The sequence below is a fragment of the Agarivorans sp. QJM3NY_25 genome, from assembly GCF_050870875.2.
Lineage (GTDB): Bacteria > Pseudomonadota > Gammaproteobacteria > Enterobacterales > Celerinatantimonadaceae > Agarivorans.
Genome location: NZ_CP194041.2, coordinates 4,644,802 through 4,670,573, shown reverse-complemented (window position 1 = coordinate 4,670,573; position 25,772 = coordinate 4,644,802). Strand labels below are relative to the sequence as shown.

Sequence of the window (25,772 nt, the reverse complement as noted above, 5' to 3'; positions counted from 1 at the left end):
ATGAGTAATTCCATCTCACTTCGTCTTGGCTTATGGTTTTCAATGTTTGGGATCTTAGCCTCGATCGTGACGGCGACCATCAGTTATCACGAAAGCCGCGGTTTGCTCAGCCAAAGCGCCGAACGAGAACTAGCCACAACCACTCAAATATTAACCCGTGAGTTTAGTCGAACCATCGATGAAATTGCCAAAGATGCACGTTTTTTGAGTGCTATACCACAGACTGTCGGTTATTTTAGTACGCTTCAACCCGCTGAATTTGCCGAGCAACTGAATTCAATATTTACCCAAAAACTGAAGTTAAACTCTTCTTATTTTCAGATCCGTTTTATTGGTGCCGCCGACTTTGGTCGAGAGTTGATTCGGGTGGACCGTTTAAGTTCTGGTGTGGTTTCTCGCAGCCCTTCTGAGTTAGAAGAAAAAGCTCATTATCCTTATGTTTTTCGAACGTTGCGGCTTAGTCCGGATGAAGTTTATCTATCGGATATTGAAATTCATACCGAGCAGGGCTTGGAAGTGGATTTGCATCATCCAACTTTAAAGGTTGCTTCGCCAGTGTATGTTGATGGTCAGACGCTCGGTTTGGTGGTGATTAATGTAAGTTTGACCCAATTGTTTAGTTTATTACAGGCGGATTTACCGAAAGGTGTTGATATTTATCTGAGTAATCAGCACGGTGATTATTTAGTGAATCCAGATTCTGATAAGCAGTTTGGTTTTCATTTTGGCCACCGCTATTTAATTCAACAAGATTTTCCCGAAATGGAAGCGTTATTTAGTAACCATCAACCGCTGACCTATGTATTGCCCTCCTCTGTTGGCGTGAATTACCAACGGGCGGTATCATTTACTGCGTTGTTTTATGGTTCTATCACCAATCAAAAAATGGCGGTATTGGGTTTGGCTAGCCCTTTACCAAGCTTGAGTGCGATTATGGATGTCTTGGCTGGTTCAATGATTAAGGTGTGTTTGGGTTTGAGCCTATTGGGATTATTGACCTCACTGTTGTTTGCTCGGATTTTGTCGATGCCGATCCGTAATATGGTGGCGGCAGTGAAAGATTTTTCTGCGGGCCAGTCGTTGGATCAGCGTTTATTACCAAGCGACCGTAATGATGAGATTGGTTTACTTGCGAATAGCTTCTATGCCATGTCGCAGCAAATTAACCTGCAGATTAAAATACTGAAAGACAATGAGACTAATCTACGTCATCTCGCCAGTCACGACGGTTTGACTGGCCTGCCAAATCGAGCGCTGTTCTTGGAGCAGTTAAATGCCTCGATGCGTCAAGCACAACTTAGTGAGACTCAATTGGCCGTCGTGTTTATTGATTTAGATGATTTTAAACAGGTGAATGATAGTTTTGGTCATGCTGCGGGTGATCAATTATTGCAGCAAGTTGCGCAGGTGGTGCGAGACACCATTCGAGCGGAAGATTCGGTGGCTCGTTTTGCGGGAGATGAGTTTATGCTCGCATTGACTTCGATAGACCAGCATCAGGATGCATCGTCGGTGGTGAATAAGGTTTTGAGTCGTTTAGCCGAAGAAATATATTTGGATACTCAGGTTCATCCGGTGTACGCCAGTGTTGGCATCAGTATTTATCCGGGTGATGGCATTAATGCCGAAATGTTGATCCGAAATGCTGATGCCGCGATGTATAAAGCCAAGGAAAAAGGTCGTAATTGCTTTTGCTTTTACGACCTTAAATCTGCTCAGTCCAACAATTAAGCAGCCTGGTGTGCGATCATTGTCGGTTTGCACAGCGTGCTGTTTTAAGCGCGTTTTTTACTGGCAACATCCATCCATACTGCGAGTAGCAAAATACTGCCCTTAATGATCGATTGCCAATAGGTCGGTACATCCATCATGCTCATTCCGTTGTCCAGACTGGCCATGATAAAGGCGCCTAAAACAGCTCCGAATACGGTACCGACCCCACCCGCTAAGCTGGTACCGCCAATCACACAGGCGGCAATTGCATCCAGTTCGGCGATATTACCCGCCGAGGGGGAACCCGCACCTAAGCGGGAGGCCAAAATTAAACCTGCGACCCCAACTAATAAACCATTAATGGCAAATACACTGAGTTTAGTTTTTTCTACATTGATCCCCGATAGGCGGCTGGCTTCGAGATTACCGCCAATGGCATAAATACGCCGTCCAAAAGCGGTTTTTTTGGCCATGAATGCGGCGATAAACATCAAAACTACCAATAGTAGTACCGGGGTGGGGACGCCGCGATAATCGTTGAGCAACAATATAGCCGCTAAGGCAAAAATTGCGATAAAACCAAATTTCAGTATATCCCCGGCAATTGGACTGTTATCTAGCTGGTGGGCACTACGGTTTTTACGTCGTTTGCCTTGCCAAGCAAAAAATACGACCAATGCGCCAACAGTGGTCATTAGCGAAAACAGATCGGGGAGATAGCTTTGGCCAATAATCGCCATACTGGGGCTGGTGGGCGCCACGGTACTGCCACCAGTAATACCGATCAGAATTCCTCGAAAGGCCAATAAACCGGCGAGAGTGACGATGAAAGAAGGCACTCTACGATAGGCAACCCACCAACCATTCCAAAGCCCGAGCAGTAAGCCAGCACATAAGGTGAGAACAATGGTGAGAGGCAAGGGCAGTTGCCACCATACATCCATAATTGCAGCAGCGCCGCCGAGTAGCCCCATCATTGAGCCGACCGATAAATCAATCTCAGCAGAAATGATGACAAAGACCATACCGATAGCGAGGATCCCTGTAATTGCAGTTTGTCGTAACAGGTTTGAAATATTACGAGGGGTGAGGTAACTACCGTCAGTAGCAAAATAGAAAAACAGCATGATCAAAGCAATAGCGGCAAACATTACTAATACCTGTAGCTGCATTTTTTTCAGTTTATCCATCAAGTTGCCCTTGACTGCAGGGGGGGTGATGGTGGTTTCTTGACTAGACATGTTTTACTCCTCGGCCAATGCACAATCCATCACCATTTCCTGGCTCAGGTTTTGATTGTCTAATAGGCCTTTTAATTTACCTTCGTGCATCACCAAGACTCGGTCACTGATCCCTAATACTTCGGGTAATTCTGAAGACACCATAATGATGCTAATTCCTTGTTTAACAAGCTGAAAAATAAGTTTGTAGATCTCATATTTAGCCCCCACATCGATCCCTCGTGTTGGTTCATCGAGAATTAAAATACGCGGTTTTAGTAGCAGAAACTTCGCCAAAATTGCTTTTTGCTGATTACCGCCACTAAGGCTTTTAATCGCCAAGTCGGCAGAAGCGGTTTTGACTTTGAGTCGTGCGATGGATTGGTCTATTGAGGCCTGTTCCGCCGATTCGTTTAAGGCTTGAGCGGGGCCAGTAAACATATTTAATCCTGCCAAGGTAATGTTATGGCCAACGCCCATGATCGGAACAATCCCGTGACGCTTGCGATCTTCAGGTACCATGGCAATGCCATATTTAAGAGCATCCCGATTATGACGGATCTTAATTGGCTGACCGTCTAGTTCGATCGGACATTGATAAATGCCCTCATAGGAACCAAACAAGCATTGCATCAGTTCGGTGCGGCCCGAACCCACTAAACCAGCGACCGCTAATATTTCGCCCTTATGTAGGCTAAAATTGACTTGGTCCACTTGCTTTAAGGGCGAGCCTTTGGTGAGCTGGGCATTCACCGGCCCAACTTTTAATACCACGTCACCGATCGGATGTTCTTCCCGAGGGAACAGTTGTTTGAGTTCGCGGCCAACCATCATGCTGATAATATCGTCGGTGCTCATTTGTTTGGCAGACTGAGTCCCAATATGCTCACCATCGCGAATAATGCAGATGCGGTCAGAGATTTCTTTGACTTCGGTGAGCTTGTGAGAAATATACACACAGCTAACGCCTTCACTGCGCAGCTGTTTGACGATGTCTAACAGTATCCGAGTTTCCGACTCGGTGAGTGGGGCGCTGGGTTCATCTAAGACCAAAACTTCGGCTTGTTTGGATAAGGCCTTGGCTATTTCCACCAGTTGTTGCTGGCCGACGCCTAACTCGCGGATCGGTGTATCCGGCGAAATATCTAAGTTCACCCGTTGCAACAGGGCTTTGGTTTGCTGAAACATTGCGCTGTGATCCAGCACGCCATAATGGCTGAGCTCGGCGCCCAGAAAAATGTTCTCCAAGATCGATAGTTCTTTCACCAAGGTGAGTTCTTGGTGAATAATCGCAATGCCTTTTTCCTCACTATCTCTGACATTGTGTGAAATTAAGGGTTGGCCTTTGTAATGGATTTGACCTTGATAAGATCCGTAGGGGTGCACCCCGGTGAGCACCTTCATTAAGGTTGATTTACCCGAACCGTTTTCGCCGCAAAGTGATACCACCTCACCGCGCTCAAGATTAAAATTGACTCCATTTAAGGCCACCACGCCGGAAAATTTCTTAACAATGTTAGACATTGTTAATAAGCTGGTTTGACTCATAAGTGCTCCTCAAAAGGCGGGGAAGGCCCCGCCTTTCAATACCGCTGGATGAACAGAAGGTTATTGGTAAACGTCTGCTTTGGTGTGGAAACCATCGGCAATAATCGTGCTGTCGATGTTGTCTTTGTCTACGGGGATCGGAGTTAACAAGTAAGCGGGCACATCTTTAGTGCCGTTGTTTAAGCTCGAGTTGGCTTTGGGCATTTTGCCTTCGCCCATTTCAACCGCTAATTCGGCTGCGGTGGTGGCTAATAGCTTTATGGGTTTGTAAATCGTCATGGTTTGCGTGCCAGCAAGGACCCGACGAGTTGCTGCTAAGTCGGCATCTTGACCGGAAATAAAGACTTTCCCGGCTAAACCTTGCGCTTCAAGCGCTTGAATTGCACCACCAGCGGTGGAGTCGTTGGAGGCAACAACAACATCGATATTGTTGTTATTGGCGGTGAGTGCATTTTCCATGATTTTTAATGCGTTTTCAGCGAGCCAGCCATCGACCCATTGATCGCCAACCACTTTAATATCGCCTTTGTCGATCAGCGGTTGCAGGATATTCATTTGTCCTTGACGGAATAATTTCGCGTTGTTGTCGACAGGTGAGCCTCCCATCAAAAAGAAGTTGCCATTGGCTTTATGTTGGATCAACGCTTTGGCCTGTAATTCACCTACTTTTTCATTGTCAAAAGATAGATAAAAATCGATGTCTGCATTATTGATTAAGCGGTCATAGGCGAGCACTTTAATGCCCTCAGATTTTGCTTCAGCGATAACATTCGACAAAACCTTGCCGTTGTAAGGGATAATTACTAATACATCGACACCGCGAGAAATCATGTTTTCAATTTGAGATATTTGTGCAGTCTCGTTGCTATTTGAAGACTGTACGAATACTTTGGCACCAAGCGCCTCAGCTTTCTCAACAAAAAAATCGCGGTCTTTCTGCCAGCGCTCTAGACGTAAATCATCGATGGCTAAACCGATTTTTACGGTTTTGGCAAAGGCTGGTGTGGATAGGGCTAATACGGCTGTACAGATTAACATGATCAGCTTTTTCATATATGGCTCCTTGCTTGATAGCTTGTTTTATTATGTTTTTATTTAGAGCGATTGTGCCTGGCGAGAATTACATCGTTCGGCCAATCTGCTCTAGTTGTAGGGTGTAGAGGTCATCCCAATAAGGCACTCCTCAGCAATCAGCCTAAGTCGATATTGGTAAACAACCAATGACGCTTTTTTGTACGCTTATGACGTTTATTCACAAACGTAGTGAGAGTGTGACAAGGCTCTAGAAAACGCTTTTTAAGTGATGAGCGATGCTTGAATGAGATCTGGGGTTTCATCGAAAACGCGGCAAGATGCTATGAATTGGCTGCTCAAAAGTTGAGCTGGCGGTGCCGTTATTGATTTATTTAGGGTCACCGCTGAGCGAATTAGTGGTTATTTTGAAGTTGTTGGATCAGCTCAAGTTGAATGGTTTGGTCGCTAAATGCTTTAAGTGTGTCCAGTCCTGGCGCTTGCTCGGGAGTAAAGTCTTTCGCCATGTTCTGGATCCATTGTAAACCTATTTCACTTTCGTAGGCTGAGCTGAGTACACAGCTAACCTGGTCGGCATGCGCTTGATCAATTAAGCTGGTACAGCGATGCCATGTTCCGATTAGACTCGGCTTGAGTACTAAGCTGCGTAAACCGTCGAAGTAGTGGTAGCGATAACTGCTATCTTGTAGGGTTTCATCTAGAGCTATTCCGACTTGGGTTCGCTTGGCGAGCATCGCGCACTGTTGGCTGTTGACAAGCGGTTCTTCGATGTAATCAATACGATTTAAATCGATATTTTCTAATACATAAATTGCTTGGTTCCAGAGCCAACTTTGATTGGCATCTAAACGTAAACGCAGTTGAGGATAATGTTGTTGCAATTGGGTAATTAGCTCTAGATCACTTTTAGGGGAGTTACGAGCCACTTTGAGTTTGGCTAAAGTTGCATGACTCCGGTCTAAGGTTTGCTGGCACTGGGCGAAGTCACCGTCTAATAGGGGGTACGCGACCTTGATCGGTACTTCTGGGGGCATACCCGCGACACAGCAGTCGATGGCAAAGGCGACACTGGGATAGAACTTGCGAATACTATGGCCCTGTAAATAATCCAGTAGTTGTTGCTCTGCTTGGTCGAGTGTTTCTTCGCTAAAGCCCGGCAGCGGGGCAACTTCCCCACGACCTCTTCGTCCATCGTTAAAACAGACGTCCAGATAGAGACCTTGCCGTTGGCTGATTTGCTGTGGACCAAGGTTAATTGGGTGACGAAGTTGCAGAGTATAGCGAGAGATCTTTGCGCTTTGCCAATTACAGAGCATACCGAGTTCCTTATTCGCAGGCGGGATGAAAGACATTTTCATCCCTTAAATTAATCACAGCAAGTTAACTTACTAATATTAGATGATTAATTTGTTATTTGCCTAAGGGTTCCTTTTAAATTTATTGAATTCCGGAGGGCGCTTCTCGTTAAAGGCGTTGCGTCCTTCTTGGCCTTCTTCGGTCATATAAAATAGCATGGTGGCATTACCCGCGAGCTCTTGCAGGCCTGCTTGTCCATCACAGTCGGCATTCAATGCGGCCTTCAGGCAACGTAGCGCCATTGGGCTGTTTTGCAGCATTTCACGACACCACTGTACGGTTTCGGCTTCCAATTGAGCGTAGGGCACCACGGTGTTGACCAAGCCCATGTCGAGCGCCTCTTGGGCATCATACATTCGACAGAGAAACCAAATTTCGCGGGCTTTTTTCTGACCGACGATGCGTGCCATGTAGCTGGCTCCCCAGCCACCATCGAAGGAGCCAACTTTAGGCCCAGTTTGGCCAAACTTAGCATTATCGGCGGCAATGGTTAGGTCGCACATCATGTGTAAGACATGACCGCCACCAACAGCATAACCAGCTACCATCGCGACCACGGGCTTGGGACAGGTCCGAATTTGTCGTTGAAAATCGAGGACATTCAGATGATGAGTGCCCTGATCGTCTTGATAACCGCCATAATCCCCCCGTACCGATTGGTCACCACCAGAGCAGAAGGCGAGCTCTCCTTCACCAGTTAAAATAATCACCCCGACTTCAGGATCAATTCGCGCATCGTGCAAAGCATGCATCATCTCTTGCACCGTTAACGGTCGAAAAGCATTGCGAACCTGCGGACGATTAATGGTGATTTTGGCGATACCGCATTTCGATTTATGGTAGTAAATATCTTGGTAGTCATGGTTGACGTTTTGCCAATTTACTGGGGTGCGTTCAATTGTAGTCATGTTTTTCTCTTATATATTTTTAAGACACTGAGTGAGTTGTTGGGAAAACAGCGCCGGTTGTTCAAAGTGGCAATTGTGCCCAGCATTGGCAATGTGATGCCAATGCTGTTGCGGATAATCTTGCTGTAGCTGCTTGGCTAGGCGCTGGTAGTTATGGTCTAAACTTCCGCCGATAAAATCGAGCGGCATTTTTAAGCGTCTTAGCTGCTTTGAGAGGTCATCTTGTAAACCTAAACTACAGGCGGTTAAGGTTGCAGCTAGGCCTTGACGATCTTGGTGGCTGCGTTTTCGTATCAGTTGCTGGCGTTGTAAGCTCGATAAATTGCTAAACACCGCCTGTTGATACCAGTCGTTTAATAGCTCTTCCAACGGCTCGTTTAAGCAACGGTCGGCCCAACGGTGATCCTGTACTAAACGTTGTTGGCGAGCTTGAGCGTCGCATAAACCTGGGTGAGCCGATTCAATAATCAGCTGCTGCAAGCCTTTGGGAGCGAGTAGTGCGTGATGTAAAGCTAAGCGGCCTCCGAGGCTGTAACCGAGTAATCGGTATTGGCGTACTTTCAGGCGTTTGAGGCAGGCGCTCAAGCGATGACTAAAGTCTTTGAATGCTGCGCGCGGTTTCAACCGTTGCTGCCCGCTCAAACCATGACCAGGAATGTCGATGGCGACGCAGTAATAATCAGCGCTTAATTCGGCGATGACCGCCTGCCAGTCGCTGCCATTTCCCAAGAAACCATGTAACAGCACCAAGCAGGGATGTTGACTTTGTCCATAAACACTAAAGTGCATGCTGTTGACTGACCTCGCTGAGTAAGGCCTGATAACGCCGACTGGCATCACCGGCGGAAAAACAAACCTCAATCAAACTCGCGCCTTGATGTTGCTGTGCTTGCTTAAAGGCTTGCTCGAATTGCTGCTTGCTCGAGACTCTGTGGAAGGGCAAGTTAAATAACTGTGCGGCTGCGGCGAAGTTGGTTTGTTGGGGCAATTGGTAATAGTCCTCGGCCAGTTGCTGGTGCTGCTCGGGCTCACCCAGTTCAGGCAGTAAACTAAAGATCTCGCCGCCTTGATTATTCAATAAGATGATCACTAGCTTATGTTGGTTGCGACTCGCCAGCGCCAGTGAATTCAAGTCATGCAGTAGCGAGGTATCGCCAATCACTAAGCTGGTTGATCCAGCCAAAGCCTGACTAATTCCGACACTGGTTGCCAGCAGACCGTCGATGCCCGAGGCTCCGCGGTTGGCAAAATAATTTGTGGCAGCGCAGCTCTGGCCTAAGAGTTCGAAGGTCCGTATCACCATACTATTGCCCATAAAGAGGGTTGAGCCTGGTGCTTGTAAGGCGCTGATTTGAGCACTGATCGATAGCTCTGAATAATCTTGCAGATGCTGCTGCACGATGGGCTGAATTTGTTGCTGTGCCTGGAGCCATCGCTCTAAGTAAGCGCCACTACTTGGCTGCTTCGCCAGATGGCTCTTGAGCCAAGTAGTGGGCTGGCACTGCCAGCGAATTTGTTGTTGATGCTTGGGATTTAGTCGCTGCTGTGCGGGATCAATTAGCCACTGCTGTGTCGAGATCTTGGCCAACCATTGGCTGAGACGTTTGGCGACCAGATGCGCGCCAAACTGGATCACTAAATCCGGTTGATTAGCCGTGGCAAAGTGCTGGTTGGCCAGTAATAAGTCTGCTTGAGTGATGACTTTGCTATCGACTACTTGCCAATGGCTCTGACAATCGACTACCACTGGCCAATGGTGTTGCTCAGCCCAAGCGATAATCGCCTGAGTCTGTTCGGGCAGTTGTTTACCAACTACCACTAACACTTTGCTGTTGCGATCCAAGCTTGACCAAGCCGCCGAGCAAGTGGGGCTCTGAGGGCTGATGACTACTTGGTAATAGGGTTGGTCACTGTCGTGCCAAACGGTTAAGTCAGCTAGGTGGCTGGATAAATCTTGTCGCGCCTGCTGTGGGTAAAAGGGTTCTCGATAGGGGCAATTAAGATGTACCGGGCCAGCTGTTTGTTGTTGCATGGCCAAGGCCTGACCTAGTTCCGTGAGCATGCAACTGGGTGACATGGCGAGGTTGGGTTCGGCTAAACTGGCTTGGTAAATCGGGTAGTCGGAAAAAATCCTACGCTGATCAATGGCTTGATTGGCTCCCACCGCAAGCAACTCTTGGGGGCGGTCGGCACTGAGGATCAATAGTGGCACGCCGGTTTGCCGTGCTTCAATTACCGCCGGATATAAGTTTGCGACGGCAGTACCAGAGGTGGTGATAATTGCCACCGTTTGTCGGCTAGCCTTGGCTAGACCGAGGGCGAAAAAGCCAAGACCACGTTCGTCAAAGTGAACCAGACTTTGGCAGCCAGGGTGATTAGCGACGGCCAAGGTTAAGGGGGTAGAGCGAGAGCCCGGCGCGATACAAAACTGGCGAATACCATGGCGCAGACAGTCTTCAATCAACAGTTCCGCCCAAGCGATATTAATATTTTTGGGGTTACTTTTGTTCAAGGGCGTCCTCATCGACTAATTGTAATACGGTGGCGATTTTGTGGTTGAGTTCTTGCCATTCTAGCTCAGGATCTGAGCCGGCGAGGATCCCCGCGCCAGCAAAAATAGTCAGTTGTTGAGCACCGACCAAGGCGCTACGGATCGCGACCGAAAACTCACTTTGCGCGCCACTAAACCAGCCGACGGCACCGGCATACCAGCCGCGAGCGTATCCTTCATGCTTTAAGATATATTGGATCGCCGAACTGCGCGGTAGACCGCCGACGGCGGGGGTTGGATGCAAGGCCTGTAACAGAGTACTATCATCCAAATCGGGACTGATTTGAGCAATGATCCGTCGCTTTAGATGTTGCACCTGAGCTAGCTTGACGAGCTCTGGCTCGGCCAAGGTTTGTACATGTAAGCTGAGTTCGCCGAGACGACAGCTTAAGTCATCGGCCACCAATTGATTTTCTCGTTGGTTTTTTGCGTCATCTAATAAGGCCTGTCCAAGTTGTAAATCTTGTTCTGGAGTTGCGCCTCTTGGGGCAGTTCCGGCTAGGGCTTCACTGCTTAGCTGGCTTCCTTCCCGTGAATACAGGCGCTCGGGGCTACAGCCAACAAAGCAGTGAAAGCCATCAAACTGAAATAAGAAGCTATAGCACTGCGGCTCTTTTTGTTGCCATTGTTGCAACAGTGAAAAAGCATTAATATCAGCACTTAAGCTCAGACTTGTCTGCCTGGATAAGACCACTTTTGCGGTATGCTGCTGAAATTCACTGCTGGTGACCTGTGTCACCAGTTGCTGCCATTGGGCTTGACTGGGCTGGTCGTGACGACTTAGCACTGTGAGCTGGTTTGGTTCGATGGTTTGAGTGGCTTGGAGCGATGAAAAAGCTTGTTCGATCCGTTGATATTCTAAGTCGATTTGTTGTTCAAAATTGGCATTAATGAGGAATTGAAAATCTTCGCCATTGCCTCGGATCTCAAAGCGCGGCAAAATAAAACGCTGTTGTGGGAAACTGGGCCACGATGCGGCTTGTTCCGCAAAGGCAATACCACCATAGAATCGCAGTTGATTGTTTTGGGCGTTGAGTTGTTCACACTGAGCTTGCAGTTGTTCCTGACCAATCAGTGATTTTGCGGCACCGACAAAAGCCACTTGTTGCTGATGTTTATCCCGCCAGTAGCCACGAGTATGTTGTTGCTGTTGATTTAACCAGGCTAATAAATCTAATTTAGGCAAGCGGATGCAGGCTTGCTGAAAACCATGCTGTGGCGCCTTTTTTAGTTGCTGCATCAGCAGTTTAAATTGACTATAAGAGAGCTGCACCTTTACGATTCCTGCTATCGACGACCGTCTCAATGTAGCGGTTTTTTTTATAACATCATAGTCAGATTTGGTTCTGCTTTGATGCTGAGCAATAATAGGCGCCGAGTTGTTATTTTTATGTTGAGTATTACTGTGAAATCCTGGTTGCATGCTGCCCGCTTGCGAACGCTGCCTTTGGCGAGCTCGTCGGTTCTTTTAGGTTCTTGTCTGGCGCTGAAACAGCAGCAGTTTAGTTGGCCAGTATTTGTACTGTCGTTATTGACGGCGGTGTTGTTACAAATTTTATCCAATTTAGCCAATGACTATGGTGATGCGCTGAAGGGCCTCGATGATGAGACCCGGGTGGGACCGACGCGGGCGATTCAGGCTGGTTTGCTGAGCGCACCGCAAATGTTGCGGGCGATAGTGCTAATGGCCTTGTTATCGGTGGCGAGTGGTTTGCTGCTGTTGTGGGTGAGCATCGGCGATTATTGGCTGGCCTGGCTTGGTTTCATTGGTCTGGGGGCTCTGGCGATTGTTGCCGCTATTGCCTACACCATGGGAGAGAAACCCTACGGTTATCGCGGTTTGGGCGATCTCAGTGTGTTTGTGTTCTTTGGTCTGCTAGGGGTGGTGGGCAGTCATTATTTACATACTCAGCAGCTCGATCCTGCAGTATGGTTGGTAGGGGCCGGGAGTGGTTTACTGGCGACGGCGGTGCTTAATATCAATAATATTCGCGATTTTAAACCCGATTTGTCGGCTGGAAAGCTGACTCTGGCGGTGCGTCTTGGGGAGCGCCGAGCGCGCTATTATCATCTGTTATTAATATTGGTCGCTTTGGGACTGTTCGCCAGCTACCTATTGCTGAATGCTGCCAGCAGTTTTGCTTGGTTGTACCTGTTGGCCGCGCTCGCCTTGCTCAAGGTGAGTGCTACGGTGTTTTGTCAGTACCAACACCAAGTTTTAGATCAACAACTGCAAGCGACGGCGAAATGGAGTTTCTTGTTGAGTGTCCTGTTTAGTCTCGGTCTGCAATTTCAGTTTTAGTCCATCAGTTGTGGTTGTCATCTTTCTCGGCCTTACTTGGCGGGTATTGAGCGGTGTTGCTCAGTTTGGTTTTTGATCTGCCGCTTGTGATTTGTATTTATCAGCCCTATACTCGGCTCTCTTGTCGGAGTGCCGAAAGGCTGAGACCACGGGTAGCATTGCTACTGTTGTGTGGGATCCGTATGACCTGATCAGGATAATGCCTGCGCAGGGAACAAGATGAGTAAGTTTTTTGTGAAAGTGCCAATGGACCGTTGTGACGGCGTATATTGGGCCCTTAGCTTTGCTTACTTTTCCTACATCCGACAAGCCTCATTGTTAATAACTTTATTGAGAGGCAAGTCATGTCAAGACGCGAAACCAGAGCCGCTGCAGAGCAATATATTAATAACCTGCAGGGTCAAGCTTTTCCAAATTCAGAAAAAATATATATTCAAGGTAGTCGTGACGATATTCAAGTTGCGATGCGCCAAATTAACTTAGCCGATAGCCTCGTGGGCGGTAGTAAAGAAAATCCGAAGTTTGCCGCCAATGAACCGGTTCGGGTCTATGATACCTCAGGAATTTATAGTGATGAACAAGTCGATCTGGATGTGCGTAAGGGCTTGCCCCAACAGCGTCAGGCTTGGATCGAAGAGCGCGGCGATACCGAGGCTTTAGCCGGACACAGCTCAAACTTTTCTCAGCAACGTTTGGCCGATGAAGGTCTCGATCATATTCGTTTCGATAGTTTGCCTACACCACGAAAAGCCAAGCCTGGTAAACGAGTGACTCAATTACACTATGCTCGCCAAGGTATTATCACCCCAGAAATGGAATACATTGCGATCCGCGAAAACATGGGGCGGGACAAGATCCGTGAAGATTTACTGGCCGAACAACAAGCGGGTCATTCCTTTGGTGCTTCCTTGCCGGCGCATATTACCGGTGAGTTTGTTCGCGATGAGGTCGCGCGAGGTCGGGCGATTATTCCTGCCAATATTAACCATGCCGAAACCGAGCCGATGATCATTGGTCGTAATTTCTTGGTCAAAGTGAACGCCAATATTGGGAATTCGGCGGTGACCTCTTCGATAGAAGAAGAAGTTGAGAAGTTAGTTTGGGCGACCCGTTGGGGTGCCGATACGGTGATGGACTTGTCGACTGGCCGTTATATTCACGAGACCCGTGAATGGGTGATCCGTAACTCGCCAGTGCCAATCGGCACCGTGCCCATTTATCAAGCTCTGGAAAAGGTGAATGGAGTGGCTGAAGATCTCAACTGGGAAGTCTTTCGCGACACTTTGATCGAGCAGGCAGAACAGGGCGTAGACTACTTCACTATTCATGCTGGCGTATTGCTGCGTTATGTGCCAATGACCGCCAAGCGGATTACTGGCATCGTTTCGCGTGGCGGCTCGATCATGGCCAAGTGGTGTTTGGCCCACCATCAAGAAAGCTTCCTTTACGAGCGGTTTCGCGACATCTGTGAAATTTGTGCTGCCTATGATGTGTCGTTGTCACTGGGGGACGGAATGCGTCCGGGCTCGATTGCCGATGCCAACGACGAGGCACAGTTTGCCGAATTGGAAACCCTTGGCGAGTTGGCCAAAGTTGCCTGGGAATACGATGTACAGGTGATTATCGAAGGCCCAGGCCACGTCCCGATGCAGCTGATCAAAGAGAATATGGAGAAGCAGCTCGAAGTTTGTGACGAGGCCCCGTTTTATACTTTAGGACCGTTAATTACCGATATTTCTCCGGGATACGATCACTTCTCTTCGGGCATTGGCGCGGCGATGATTGGTTGGTTTGGCTGCGCCATGTTGTGTTATGTGACGCCCAAAGAACACCTCGGTTTACCCAATAAAGATGACGTAAAACAGGGGATGATCACCTATAAAATCGCCGCTCACGCAGCCGATTTGGCAAAAGGTCATGCTGGCGCGCAAATTCGAGATAACGCCATGAGTCGAGCGCGTTTTGAATTCCGCTGGGAAGATCAATTCAACCTTGCTTTAGATCCCGATACTGCCCGAGCCTACCATGATGAGGCCTTACCGCAAGAATCGGCCAAGGTGGCGCACTTCTGTTCGATGTGTGGCCCGAAATTTTGTTCCATGAAGATCTCTCAAGAGGTGCGAGATTATGCCAATGACTTAGAGATTAAGTTGTTAGATGAACCGCTTGCCGATCTTGGATATCAGCCTGCCGCAGTGGTTGAAGGGATGGCGGAAAAGTCTGCTGAGTTTCGTCGTAAGGGGGCCGAAATTTACCACTCTCCGTTAACTGCCGAGACTAGCCATGAAGCCTAGCGCTTGCCTTGACGCGGCCTTGCGCCCACAAGTTTGGACGATCGCGGGGAGTGACAGCTGTGCAGGAGCGGGTTTGCAGGCCGATTTACTGAGCGCCCATGATTTGGGCGTTGAGTGTGCCACTGCGGTGACCGCGTTGACTGCGCAAAATATTCGCGGAGTGAGCGCCATGGAGACGGTCACGGGCGCGATGTTGGCCGCGCAGTTGGATGCTTTGGCTGCAACGAATCCGGCCAAGGTGATTAAAATTGGCATGTTAGGCTGCGCCGAGTTAGTGACTTTGGTGGCAGATAAGTTAGCCAGCTATAAGGCGACTTGGTCGGAACCACCGCTGGTGGTGTACGACCCTGTACTGGTTGCGAGTTCTGGAGCGAAGCTGGCGGCTGACGATCTGCTAGCGGCTTTACCCAAGCTATTGGCTCAAGTTGATGTGCTCACGCCCAATGCCAGTGAGTTAGCCAGTTTGACGGGCATTGGGCTCAGCAGTCCCGTTGCCGTGAAACAAGCCTGCGCAGCGTTGCTAGCCAAGGGCGTCAAAGCCGTGTGGGCTAAGGGGGGACACTTAGATTTCACGCCCGGACAAGCGGTGGATTTTTATTGTGATGGGCTGCGCGAGATATTGCTCTCCAGTCCGTTACTGGAAGCCTCGCATACCCACGGCACTGGTTGTACTCTGGCCTCCGCCCTGGCGGCTGGTTTAGCGCTCGATTTTGCCATGGAAGATGCACTGGTGCTGGCTAAAGCTTATGTCTATCAGGGACTTTCGCAGCAGCAGGGTTGTGGCAATCTGGCGCACTTGGGCTGGCCCAGTCAGCGGCAATATTTTCCACGGGTTGAGTCGGCACAAACGCCGCTAGGAAAGCTGTTTGGCCTCAGCGAAAGTTGGCCAGAGCAGCAGTCCTTCGCGAGCTGTGATAGCTATCAACTTGGCGTTTACCCAGTGGTGGATAGCGTGGCATGGATAGAGCGTCTATTAGCGATGGGGGTGAAAACCCTACAGCTGCGGATCAAAGATAAAAGTAATGCGGAAGTGGAAAGCGATGTGCGTCAAGCCATCCAACTGGGTCGTCAATATCAGGCGCGTTTGTTTATTAATGACTACTGGCAATTGGCGCTAAAACATGGTGCCTATGGGGTGCATTTGGGGCAAGAAGATCTGGCCTTGGCCGATTTACCACAAATTGCCGCTGCTGGTTTGCGTTTAGGCATTAGCACCCATGGCTATTACGAATTATTACGTGCCAGTCAGCTAGGCCCTAGTTATATTGCACTGGGTCATATTTTTCCCACGACTACTAAGGATATGCCGTCCAAGCCGCAAGGTTTGGCGAAATTAAGTCGTTACGCGAGCTTAATGAGCGATTACCCCTTAGTCGCGATTGGCGGCATCGATTTGCCGCGAGCCAAGCAGGTGTGGCAGTGTGGCGTGGGCAGTGTGGCGGTGGTCCGAGCGATTACCGAGGCAGCCGATCCCGCGAATGCGCTGGCCGAGCTCGAAGCGATTGTCAGTCAATCAACTGAAATGAGCAGATAGGAGTCAACATGAACTTCAACCAATTAACGGACCAAGAATACCAACGCTATAGTCGCCACCTATTACTCAAAGAGGTGGGTGAAGCCGGGCAATTAAAGCTCAAGCAGGCTCAGGTATTGTTGATTGGGGTGGGAGGCTTGGGCGCGCCGGCGAGTATGTACTTAGCCGCAGCAGGTGTAGGGAAATTGGTTTTAGCCGATTTTGACCAGCTCGATAGCAGCAATTTACAGCGCCAGGTGCTATACACCGAAGCGGATATTGGCAGTGCCAAAGTCACTGCTGCGAAACAGCGCCTGCAGCAGCTCAACAGTCAGATCCAAGTGCGAACCGTGAATCGCAAGATGGATGATTTGTTACTGGCGATGGAGGTGGCGCAAGCCGATGTGGTGCTGGATTGCAGCGATAACATCAGCACCCGTTATGCGGTGAATCAGGCCTGTGTGAAAGCCAAAGTGCCTTTGGTGAGTGGTGCAGCAGTCGCCTTTGACGGGCAGTTGATGGTGTTTGATTTTCGCCGTTCAGCTCAGGGCTGTTATCACTGCTTATTTCCGAATGCCAGTGAGCAGCAACTTAATTGCAGTAATGCCGGGGTCCTTGGGCCAGTGGTGGGCACCATCGGTAGCCTGCAAGCCTTGGAAACCATTAAGTTGCTGGTGGGCCTTGCTTCCGCTCAGCTTGGGCGCTTCTCCAGCTTCGATGCGCACAGCCTCGAGTGGTTTCATTTAAGCATACAGGCCGATCCGGCCTGTCCGGTATGCGCTGAAGGGTGAAAAATAATGTACATAACAATTGAGTTGAATGGCTTGAGTACCGCGCTAGTTGAGCCCTTGAACATTACTCAGTTACTAGAGCAACAGCAGCAATCGTTGAATGGGGTTGCGGTGGTCGTCGATGGTCGGATTGTGCCGCGAACTCATTGGCCGGTAACCCAGCTGGTGAATGGCACGAAGGTGCGAATTTTTCGGGCGATTGCCGGTGGATAAATTAAGGAGTTCCTGTGTTACAGATTGCAGATAAGAGTTTTACCAGTCGTTTATTTACCGGGACCGGCAAATTTGCCAGTGCGGAGTTAATGACTGCCAGTATTCAAGCCAGTGCTAGTCAGCTGGTGACCATGGCGATGAAACGGATTGATGCCAGCGATCAACAGGATGATATTTTAGCCCCCTTACTCAAAGCGGGGGTGCAGCTGCTGCCCAATACCTCTGGGGCGCGCAACGCTGAGGAGGCCATTTTTGCTGCTCATCTGGCGCGTGAGGCGTTGGCAACCAATTGGTTGAAGCTGGAAATTCATCCCGATCCGAAATATCTCATGCCGGATCCTATCGAAACGCTTGCCGCCGCCGAAACCCTGGTGCAACAAGGTTTTGTGGTGCTGCCTTATGTGCATGCCGATCCGGTGTTGTGTAAACGATTGGAAGATGTGGGTTGTGCTGCGGTGATGCCGCTGGGCGCTCCCATTGGTACTAATAAAGGCCTGCGCAGTCGCGATTTCTTAGAAATTATTATTGAGCAAGCCAGCGTGCCGGTGGTGGTGGATGCGGGCATTGGAGCCCCCTCCGATGCGGCGTTGGCGATGGAGTTGGGCGCCGATGCGGTATTGGTCAACACTGCGATGGCCGTGGCCAGAGATCCGGTGGCGATGGCCCAAGCTTTTGCGATGGCCGTTGAAGCGGGGCGCAATGCTTATCTTGCTGGTTTAGGTCGCGAATTACGCCATGCGGAAGCATCGAGTCCTTTAACGGCGTTTTTAGATAATTTATAGGAGGGCAAGCGAATGAGTTTTGCCGAGCACTTAGCGACTTATGATCACGCAGCAGTACATTTGTCGATTTACAGTAAAACCGCTGTTGATGTCGAGCGAGCACTGGCCAAAGATAAGTTAGACTTGGACGATTTTCAGGCGCTCATTTCGCCCGCAGCCGAAGCCTATTTGGAACCGATGGCCCAGCGCAGCATGCGTTTAACTCAGCAGCGTTTTGGTAAGACACAGCAGTTTTACATACCTTTATATCTGAGCAATATGTGCAGTAATGTTTGTCAATATTGCGGTTTCTCGATGGGTAATAAGATCCGTCGCCTCACCTTAGATATGGCACAAATCGATGCAGAATTAGATGCCATTAAAGCCCTTGGTTTTGACCACATCTTGTTAGTGACTGGTGAGTCGGAACGCAAGGTCGGCATGGCCTACTTTCGTCAAGTGATGCCCTTAATTAAGGCGCGGTTCTCACATGTGTCGATGGAAGTTCAACCCTTGGATGAAGCGGACTACCGAGAGCTGATTCCACTCGGTTTAGATGCGGTGATGGTTTATCAAGAAACTTATAATCGGCAGCGTTATGCCGAGGTGCATCCCAAGGGACGGAAGCGTGATTTTGATTATCGTTTAGCTACCCCTGAACGTCTCGGTGCCGCCGGGGTTCGTAAGATTGGTATAGGGGCTTTAATTGGTCTGGATCAATGGCGTAACGATTGTTTTTACGCGGCTGCGCATTTGCAGTATTTAGAGCGTCGCTATTGGCAGAGTAAGTTTTCTATTTCCTTTCCGCGCTTGCGGCCCTGTGAAGGCGGTTTTCAGCCGGTATCGGTGATGACGGACAAGCAGTTAGTTCAGTTGATTTGCGCCTATCGTTTGTTTAATCCCGATGTGGAGTTGTCGTTATCAACTCGTGAGTCAGAACATTTTCGTAATCATGCGATTCCCCTGGGGATCACCACCATGAGTGCCTTTTCCAGCACCCAGCCGGGCGGTTATGCTAAAACTAGTCAGACCGCGCTGGAGCAGTTTGAAATTAGCGATGAGCGCCGACCTGAAGTAGTTGCCGCAGCGGTGCAAAAAGCTGGTTATCAAGTGGTATGGAAGGATTGGGATCGGGTGCTCGGTTAAACGAATTTGAGGATTATCGAATGGCAGCAGGTTTCGACCTGAGCGAGCATCAGCTAAACTACAGTAAATTTATGGGGAAGCTGAGTCTGTCGTGATCAGACAAGGCTGATGGTAGAGCTCCCCTGCGACCAAGTTGGAGAAAGTTAGGTGTTGAAGAAGATATTGTTCGCGATGGTGTTTACGCTGGCTTCCGCCAGCAGCTGTTGGGCCGAGAAAGCAACGGTGGGAGCCTTAGAATATATTCGTATCGTGGAAGCTGATCTTCGTTATTTAACCCGGATTGATACCGGCGCGGCCAGCACCTCATTGCATGCCGACCATATACGGGTTATCGATGGTAATAATATTCTGCCAGCGGATTACTCAGAAGCCGAGCAAAAATCGCTGGTGAAACCTAAAATGCGTGCCAACATTGGTAAGTATCTGGAATTCACCACCATTAATGAGCAGGGTGAGCAGCATCAGGGCAAGGCACGGATCAGCGATGTGGTGGCGGTACGTAATTCTCAAGGCTTAGAGATCCGTTATAAAGTGGCGCTGGCCATTGAATGGCAGGGCCAACAGAAAACAGTTGATGTTAACTTACGCGATCGCAGCAAAATGGACTATAAGTTGCTGATCGGCAGGGATTGGCTGGAAGGTGATTATCTGGTGGATGTTGAGCGAAATAAACAGCTGCCTTAAACTCTTTGACTAGAGCTTAAGTTGGGATACTAGAGCCGTTTGCCCTTACTGCTCAGGTTTGAGCTCGGGATCCCGCAGTCAGCTTAGTGAGACCAATACTTAGCTGTTAGAGCGTTTGATGAAGCCGTATAAAGCGTGCGAAACGCGGCTTACCATGACTGCTCAAACCGTTGTAGCGGTATTCAATCAGACTACCAAGCGGCGGTGGTGAAACTCGGAGCTGATCTGTTAAGCCGCTGCCTATTTTGAATCGTTGTCCTTGTCGATCTTGTACCACTAAGGCACCCAGCATACCTTGATACTTACCTTTTCCAGCGCTATAAGCCACAACTTCGGCTTCTCCGTCTTGGTAAGCTTTATATTTGATTAAGGCGTGACTACGGGTCGCCAGATAAAACGAGTTTGGATCGCGTAACATTAAGCCTTCGCCGCCTTCGGCGCTGATTTTTTGTAGCTCTTGCGCTAATTGAGTTCGGCCGGGATAGTTATGATATTCAGGTATTCGAATAAAATTAGCCTGCTTGGCTAAGCCTTGTAGTTGTTGATAGCGGCTTCGATAGTTACCCGGATGATGGGGAAGGTCAAAGACCATAAACTGTACCTTTTGCCATTGCTCGAACTTGCTCTGCTGTCGATGTATTAAGCCCACCAATTCGCTAAACTTGCCCCGACCGAGCCATAGTTCGCCATCTAGTGCAAAGGCCGGGAGTTGCTGTTGTAACTCGTGAGGGATGGAAATGGTTCGGCCACTGCGGCTCAGTAATTGCTGTCCGTTCCAATAGGCCCGAACGCCGTCATATTTTTCACAAACCCAGTAGCGTTCGAGTTGCAAACCTTGCTGGTATTCGCTGGCTAATACCAAAGGCGGCGGCGGGGCGGCGTAGACCTCATGCTCAACACTATTGAATAACAGTAGACTTAGGCTTAAGGTCTTATTAAATGAGGCATTCATAAACCACCATTAATGATATAAATATTATTAATGATAGTGCAAATCGGCCCAAGGTCGAATCAATCGTCAAGGAGAGTGCAAATGAGTCAAGTTCATCAGGGAAGTTGTCACTGTGGCGCGGTAACATTTTCATTAAAGTCCAGCCTAGTGCCAGCGGTGCGCTGTAATTGTAGCCTATGCCAGCGCAAGGGAATTATGATGGTCACCGCCGAAGATGATAGCTTTGAGCTACTCACTGGCCAGGATGCGTTGACCTTGTATCAGTGGAACAGTCATGTGGCCAAGCATTATTTTTGTAAACATTGTGGTATTTATACCTTCCATCGTCCGCGAAGCGCGCCTGAATTGACTCGGGTAAACGCTGGTTGTTTGGAGGGGCTTGATCCTTTGACGATGGAATATCAAGTTGTGAATGGGGCAGCGCTATCGCTGGAGTCTTAATCAGATGCAAATCATGATAGCGAGTCTGGGTTGACGGTGTTATCCACGACGGCTGTTTGAGTTACAAAAACCGACGCTCAAGCGTCGGTTTTATGGCTTGCTGAAACTTTATCCTTATCTGCTGAAGATGTGTTTATTGATGATGTTTTCCAATTGTTCTTGGCGACCCGAGACATGAGTTGGCTGGATGTTGTCACTCAGCGCTTGTTTGGCTAAGGACTCAAGACTGTAGTCTCCAGTCATAATCGCTTTGCCAAGATCACCACTCCAACCCGCGTAACGTTCGGCCACTATTTTGTTGAGTTCTTGGCTTTCCAGTAAACTGGCGGCTTTTTTCAGCGCGAGGGCGCAAGTATCCATGGCTCCAATGTGACCGTGGAAGTAATCCGCCTTGGCGATGCTTTGACGACGCAATTTGGTATCAAACATCAAACCTCCGGTAGAGAACCCTCCTGATTTTAAGATATCGTGCATCACCGGTGTCCATTCTTCCACACTATTGGGGAATTGGTCGGTATCCCAACCCAGTTGCGGGTCACCGCGGTTCGCATCAATCGAACCAAATAAGCCCAGTGAGATCGCGGTGGCGATTTCGTGATGGAAGGAGTGCCCCGCCAAAGTTGCGTGATTTACTTCAATATTTACTTTGACTTCATTTTCTAAGCCAAATTGCTTGAGAAAGCCATAGACAGTGGCGGTGTCGTAGTCGTACTGATGTTTGGTGGGTTCAGCAGGTTTAGGCTCGATCAATAAGGTGCCGTTAAAGCCGATTTTGTGTTTATGTTCTACCACCATTTGGAAGAAACGACCCAATTGCTCACGCTCTTGGCGTAAATCGGTATTGAGTAAGGTTTCGTAACCTTCTCGACCTCCCCACAATACATAGTTTTCACCGCCCAGCATTTTGGTGGCGTTCATCGCGCTAAATACTTGGGTCGCTGCATAGGCAAATACTTCGGGATTGGGATTTGAAGCTGCGCCTGACATGAAACGTGGATGAGAGAATACGTTGGCGGTACCCCAGAGTAACTTCATCCCCGTTTGTTGTTGCTTCTCGGCAAGCACGTCCATCATCACCTTCATATTCTCGCTATATTCTTTGAGCGAGTTGCCTTGCGGCGCAACGTCGATGTCATGGAAGGAATAGTAAGGAATGGTTAATTTTGTAAATAGTTCGAAGGCGACGTCGGCTTTCACTTTGGCCATTTCTAAGGCGTTGCCTGCTTGCTGCCAAGGGCGATCAAAGGTACCTGAACCAAATATGTCAGAGCCATCCCAGCAGAGATTGTGCCAATAGCAGGCACCAAAGCGCAGATGTTCTGCCATGGTCTTACCTAAGATCAGCTGATTGGCGTCATAGTGACGAAAGGCTAAAGGGTCATTAGATTCCGGTCCTTGGAAAGTGATTTTTTCAATTTGATCAAAATACTGAGCCATGGCATTACTCCTTAAGAAAGCATATTTATCGAAGAATTAGTGTCCGTTGGGCTTGAGCGAGTCAATGGGTTGCATTGCCAAAGCGTCACAGTGCCAATCTTCCGATCCTAAGTTCATTGTTAGTCTGCTTCTGGGATGACTCAATTACGAAAAATGCGGACGATTTTCAGCAATTTGCTTTTCGTGCGCTAAATCTCGTTTTAAAAAGGTATTTTTTAGGTTTTTTAACAAAATAGTCGATAAGTGGCTAGCAATAATAAATTTCATAACAGCGGTTTGCCATTTCCTTGGGCATTCAAGACCACGTTGAGACGCTGATGTGAGTAAAGTGAGATAAAAAGTGGAGGGAAACATTCGGCCAAGCTTGGCTCAAGGCTTTGGATAATTTAGAAATCCACAACCCAGAGCTCTCGGCGCGCTCTGGGTTGCGTTGTGATTAACGATGTATATAGGGTAGGGCCGACATCGCCCCTTTTTCGCCAACCGCCAAACCGCCACTTTTATTACCACGGGCCAAGGCCTCGAGTAATAAGGCTTGGTCTTGCCATTGGCTAAACTGGCTCAAGTAAGCCAAGACTCCTCCTACAAAGGCATCACCAGCGCCGGTGGTATCCACCACCTTGGCTACGGGCTCGGCAACGACTCGCTGGATTTTCCCCGCATAGACTAATTCACTCCCTAATTCGCCTAGCGATAAGATAAAAGGAACCTGAAGTTGCTCTTGTAAATACTCGACCGCTTGCTCAATTTGTTCACAATTGCTAAGCCATAATGCTTCTTCTTCGGAAAATTTAACTAAATCGCACAAGGGTAAAAATGCTTCAATCTGCTGACGCATTTGCTCGGGGCTAGACCATAACATAGCTCGTAAATTGAGGTCGAAGAATACCCAACCACCAGCAGTGCGGCAGCGTTTAGCCGCTTCGATGGCGGTTTCGCGACAGCGCGGTGCGGCAAGGGCGATGGAACTTAATTGCAACCATTGTTCGGCTTGGAAGGCGGGGAGCTGCTCAGTGCTTAAAAACTGATCGGCACTGGGTTGTACCAGAAAGGTAAATTCACGCTCTCCACTGGCATCTAAAGAGACTAATACGGTAGAGGTTCGCTGCTGTTGATCGAAGCTTAAACTGCTGATATCAACGCCTTCGTCTGCCAGAGTGGCGCTGACCATCTTACCCATGGGGTCGTTACCCACTCGGCCAATGAAACCACTATTGATGCCGAGGCGTGCCAAGGCGACAGCGACATTGGCAGGCGCACCACCGGGGCACATTTTGAGTAGACCATTGTCTTCTGGGAGCAGGTCGATAACGGCATCGCCCAAATTCCATACTTGTACTTTATGCATCTAGATCCTCCTCGATCCAGCTATTGCTCAGCTGAGTCAGCTGAAGCTTGGCTTGCCCACTTTCCAACTTGAATTGCCCTGTGTGCCAGGCTTGCTGAGGAAATAGTCGGCCCGATAACACGGCTTCGCCATCATTGACAAATAGTTCAAAGCTGGAGCTGTCGATAAATAATTGTAGCTGCCTTAAGTTGCCATTACGACTTTGATAAGTTCGCTTGGTATCACTGTTGAGCGGACCGAGTTCGCCTCGCTCAACCACGAGTGTTCCTTCGCTCCAATGGAGGCTGAAACTATCGTCCGCACTGGGTAGACTGAGTTGAAAAACGCTGCACTCGGTGAATTCAATGTCTAGCATACAGCTTCTGCTGAAACCCTTAAGTTGATGCTCTCCACTGCCATAAGAGTCGCCTTGTTGAGCTTGGGCGAGCGCCTTGAACGCTGGGATGGGGCGCTGCCGTAAGCAGCCGTTTTCCCAACTTAGGCTACGAGGTAAGCCGAGCATTTGTGTCCAATTGTGGCGAACGCTTGGGTGCTCACCATCATCGGGTAGCCCAAGCCAACCGATTAACAGGGTGGTGCCTTGATGTTGCAGGGTTTGCGGCGCATAAAATTCGAAACCATGATCGAGTAAATTAAATTCACTGTTGATGGTCAGTTCTGCCGGGCCAGCGCTCATGTCAACGGTGAAGTAACCACTCAGATTGGTGGTGGTGTATTCGGCTTGATCAAGTTCGATGCCCTGCGGGCAGGCCAATAATAACCATTGTTGGTCGAGCTCAAATAAATCAGGACATTCCCACATATAGGCTTGCTGTGGGCGACCGAGATTAATTTCTTGGCTGATGAAGCGACGTTCAAGCCATTGCTCTTGTTGCTGCTGTAGTAGACAGATTCCACCCCGTTGACCCAGCGTTTGAGCTCCCAGAATGAGCCAAGATTGATCTTGCCAAGATAAATACTTCGGGTCACGGACGTGGCCAGTGTAATTGCTGAGTGCTTCGATATTCATCGGCCCCAGTTTTTCAACATGCCCATCAGGATGCAGCACCGCTTTACATTGGTAACTGAGGCGTTGCTCACCTTGGCGGACATTGCCAGTGTAATAAAGGTTAAGGATCTCGCCCTCACTCACTGCTGTGCCGGAATAGCAGCCATTTTTGTCGAACCAATCCGTAGGGGCTAAAGCGGCTGGATGTGCTTGCCAATGTATCAGGTCGCTGCTGCTGAAGTGGCCCCAGTGTTTGTTTTTATGTTCGCAGCCAAAGGGGTTCCATTGGTAAAACAGTTGAAAGCGTCCTTGATGGAAGCTAAAGCCATTGGGATCGTTAATCAAGCCCGTTTTGGCGGCGATATGGTAGTAAGGACGCCAAGGATCTGCGGTAAATTGTTTCGTCGTCCATCCACATGATTTTGGCATGCTTACTCCAAGTAATTTGATAATGCTGATTCGATAATATTCATTCTATGAATGAAGAGCGCAAAACCGCAAACGGTTCCATGTTTGTTATGCTTTATACGTGATCGAAATCACGTAAATAGGCCATTAATCTCTATTTTTGTTA

Annotated in this window: 22 protein-coding genes and 1 riboswitch; of the genes, 10 read left to right on the top strand and 12 right to left on the bottom strand. The window is 48.8% G+C overall.

The features are described 5' to 3' along the window. The gene (locus ACRRSW_RS21385; protein WP_432455537.1) at positions 1-1,731 is read left to right on the top strand and encodes a diguanylate cyclase domain-containing protein; all 1,731 of its coding nucleotides are present in this window, start codon (positions 1-3) and stop codon (positions 1,729-1,731) included. A 44-nt stretch (positions 1,732-1,775) separates the two neighbouring features. Here the strand turns inward: ACRRSW_RS21385 and ACRRSW_RS21380 are convergent, their stop codons facing one another. The 8 genes from ACRRSW_RS21380 to ACRRSW_RS21345 all read right to left on the bottom strand — a co-directional run bounded on the left by ACRRSW_RS21380 (position 1,776) and on the right by ACRRSW_RS21345 (position 11,601). Next, on the bottom strand, positions 1,776-2,954 hold the full coding sequence (locus ACRRSW_RS21380) for a sugar ABC transporter permease (protein WP_432460399.1): 1,179 nt from the start codon (positions 2,952-2,954) through the stop codon (positions 1,776-1,778). A gap of 3 nt (positions 2,955-2,957) precedes the next feature. Then, the gene (locus ACRRSW_RS21375; RefSeq protein ID WP_432460398.1) at positions 2,958-4,481 is read right to left on the bottom strand and encodes a xylose ABC transporter ATP-binding protein; all 1,524 of its coding nucleotides are present in this window, start codon (positions 4,479-4,481) and stop codon (positions 2,958-2,960) included. 60 nt (positions 4,482-4,541) lie between these two features. After that, a complete protein-coding gene (gene xylF / locus ACRRSW_RS21370; RefSeq protein WP_432460397.1) occupies positions 4,542-5,534 on the bottom strand; it encodes a D-xylose ABC transporter substrate-binding protein in 993 nt (330 codons plus the stop codon). A gap of 374 nt (positions 5,535-5,908) precedes the next feature. Continuing rightward, complete coding sequence (gene menC / locus ACRRSW_RS21365) at positions 5,909-6,865, bottom strand: o-succinylbenzoate synthase (protein ID WP_432460396.1); 957 nt, start codon at positions 6,863-6,865, stop codon at positions 5,909-5,911. A 66-nt stretch (positions 6,866-6,931) separates the two neighbouring features. Next, positions 6,932-7,777: a 1,4-dihydroxy-2-naphthoyl-CoA synthase gene (gene menB / locus ACRRSW_RS21360; RefSeq protein WP_432460395.1), complete on the bottom strand. Its 846-nt coding sequence runs from the start codon at positions 7,775-7,777 to the stop codon at positions 6,932-6,934. A 9-nt stretch (positions 7,778-7,786) separates the two neighbouring features. Further along, complete coding sequence (menH, locus tag ACRRSW_RS21355) at positions 7,787-8,566, bottom strand: 2-succinyl-6-hydroxy-2,4-cyclohexadiene-1-carboxylate synthase (RefSeq protein ID WP_432455543.1); 780 nt, start codon at positions 8,564-8,566, stop codon at positions 7,787-7,789. After that, a complete protein-coding gene (gene menD, locus ACRRSW_RS21350) occupies positions 8,556-10,289 on the bottom strand; it encodes a 2-succinyl-5-enolpyruvyl-6-hydroxy-3-cyclohexene-1-carboxylic-acid synthase (RefSeq protein WP_432460394.1) in 1,734 nt (577 codons plus the stop codon). The genes menH and menD overlap by 11 nt, the downstream gene beginning before the upstream one ends. After that, positions 10,276-11,601, bottom strand: coding sequence for an isochorismate synthase (locus ACRRSW_RS21345; RefSeq protein WP_432460393.1), 1,326 nt, complete (start codon positions 11,599-11,601; stop codon positions 10,276-10,278). The genes menD and ACRRSW_RS21345 overlap by 14 nt, the downstream gene beginning before the upstream one ends. Positions 11,602-11,718: 117 nt before the next feature. Here ACRRSW_RS21345 and ACRRSW_RS21340 point away from each other — a divergent pair, with 117 nt between their 5' ends. The 8 genes from ACRRSW_RS21340 (at position 11,719) to ACRRSW_RS21305 (ending at position 20,032) form a co-directional block, all read left to right on the top strand. Continuing rightward, positions 11,719-12,630 carry a 1,4-dihydroxy-2-naphthoate polyprenyltransferase gene (locus tag ACRRSW_RS21340; protein WP_432460392.1) on the top strand — a complete coding sequence of 304 codons (912 nt, stop codon included), beginning with the start codon at positions 11,719-11,721 and terminating at the stop codon, positions 12,628-12,630. Positions 12,631-12,745: 115 nt separating this feature from the next. Beyond that, a riboswitch (TPP riboswitch) is annotated at positions 12,746-12,861 on the top strand. Positions 12,862-12,974: 113 nt separating this feature from the next. Further along, on the top strand, positions 12,975-14,924 hold the full coding sequence (gene thiC, locus ACRRSW_RS21335) for a phosphomethylpyrimidine synthase ThiC (protein ID WP_432460391.1): 1,950 nt from the start codon (positions 12,975-12,977) through the stop codon (positions 14,922-14,924). After that, positions 14,914-16,458 (top strand): thiamine phosphate synthase, encoded by a 1,545-nt coding sequence (thiE, locus tag ACRRSW_RS21330; RefSeq protein WP_432455548.1) that lies wholly within the window; start codon positions 14,914-14,916, stop codon positions 16,456-16,458. Before thiC ends, thiE begins: the two co-directional genes overlap by 11 nt. Positions 16,459-16,466: 8 nt before the next feature. Then, positions 16,467-17,228, top strand: a complete 762-nt coding sequence (locus ACRRSW_RS21325; RefSeq protein ID WP_432455549.1) for a HesA/MoeB/ThiF family protein — start codon at positions 16,467-16,469, stop codon at positions 17,226-17,228. A 6-nt stretch (positions 17,229-17,234) separates the two neighbouring features. Next, the gene (gene thiS, locus ACRRSW_RS21320) at positions 17,235-17,441 is read left to right on the top strand and encodes a sulfur carrier protein ThiS (protein WP_432455550.1); all 207 of its coding nucleotides are present in this window, start codon (positions 17,235-17,237) and stop codon (positions 17,439-17,441) included. A 14-nt stretch (positions 17,442-17,455) separates the two neighbouring features. Then, positions 17,456-18,223, top strand: a complete 768-nt coding sequence (locus ACRRSW_RS21315) for a thiazole synthase (protein WP_432460390.1) — start codon at positions 17,456-17,458, stop codon at positions 18,221-18,223. Between the two features lie 12 nt (positions 18,224-18,235). Continuing rightward, a complete protein-coding gene (thiH, locus tag ACRRSW_RS21310; protein WP_432460389.1) occupies positions 18,236-19,348 on the top strand; it encodes a 2-iminoacetate synthase ThiH in 1,113 nt (370 codons plus the stop codon). A 147-nt stretch (positions 19,349-19,495) separates the two neighbouring features. After that, positions 19,496-20,032, top strand: coding sequence for an ATP-dependent zinc protease family protein (locus tag ACRRSW_RS21305; protein WP_432460388.1), 537 nt, complete (start codon positions 19,496-19,498; stop codon positions 20,030-20,032). A 106-nt stretch (positions 20,033-20,138) separates the two neighbouring features. Here ACRRSW_RS21305 and ACRRSW_RS21300 read toward each other — a convergent pair whose 3' ends face one another. Next, on the bottom strand, positions 20,139-20,984 hold the full coding sequence (locus tag ACRRSW_RS21300) for a DNA ligase (RefSeq protein WP_432455554.1): 846 nt from the start codon (positions 20,982-20,984) through the stop codon (positions 20,139-20,141). Positions 20,985-21,065: 81 nt separating this feature from the next. Between ACRRSW_RS21300 and ACRRSW_RS21295 the strand changes: the two genes are divergently transcribed. Then, a complete protein-coding gene (locus ACRRSW_RS21295) occupies positions 21,066-21,425 on the top strand; it encodes a GFA family protein (protein ID WP_432455555.1) in 360 nt (119 codons plus the stop codon). A 114-nt stretch (positions 21,426-21,539) separates the two neighbouring features. Here the strand turns inward: ACRRSW_RS21295 and xylA are convergent, their stop codons facing one another. The 3 genes from xylA to ACRRSW_RS21280 form a co-directional block, all read right to left on the bottom strand. Then, the gene (gene xylA / locus ACRRSW_RS21290) at positions 21,540-22,862 is read right to left on the bottom strand and encodes a xylose isomerase (RefSeq protein ID WP_432455556.1); all 1,323 of its coding nucleotides are present in this window, start codon (positions 22,860-22,862) and stop codon (positions 21,540-21,542) included. A gap of 436 nt (positions 22,863-23,298) precedes the next feature. Further along, the gene (locus ACRRSW_RS21285) at positions 23,299-24,210 is read right to left on the bottom strand and encodes an aminoimidazole riboside kinase (protein ID WP_432460387.1); all 912 of its coding nucleotides are present in this window, start codon (positions 24,208-24,210) and stop codon (positions 23,299-23,301) included. Next, positions 24,203-25,627 carry a sucrose-6-phosphate hydrolase gene (locus ACRRSW_RS21280; RefSeq protein ID WP_432460386.1) on the bottom strand — a complete coding sequence of 475 codons (1,425 nt, stop codon included), beginning with the start codon at positions 25,625-25,627 and terminating at the stop codon, positions 24,203-24,205. Before ACRRSW_RS21280 ends, ACRRSW_RS21285 begins: the two co-directional genes overlap by 8 nt. Between the last annotated feature and the right edge of the window lie 145 nt (positions 25,628-25,772).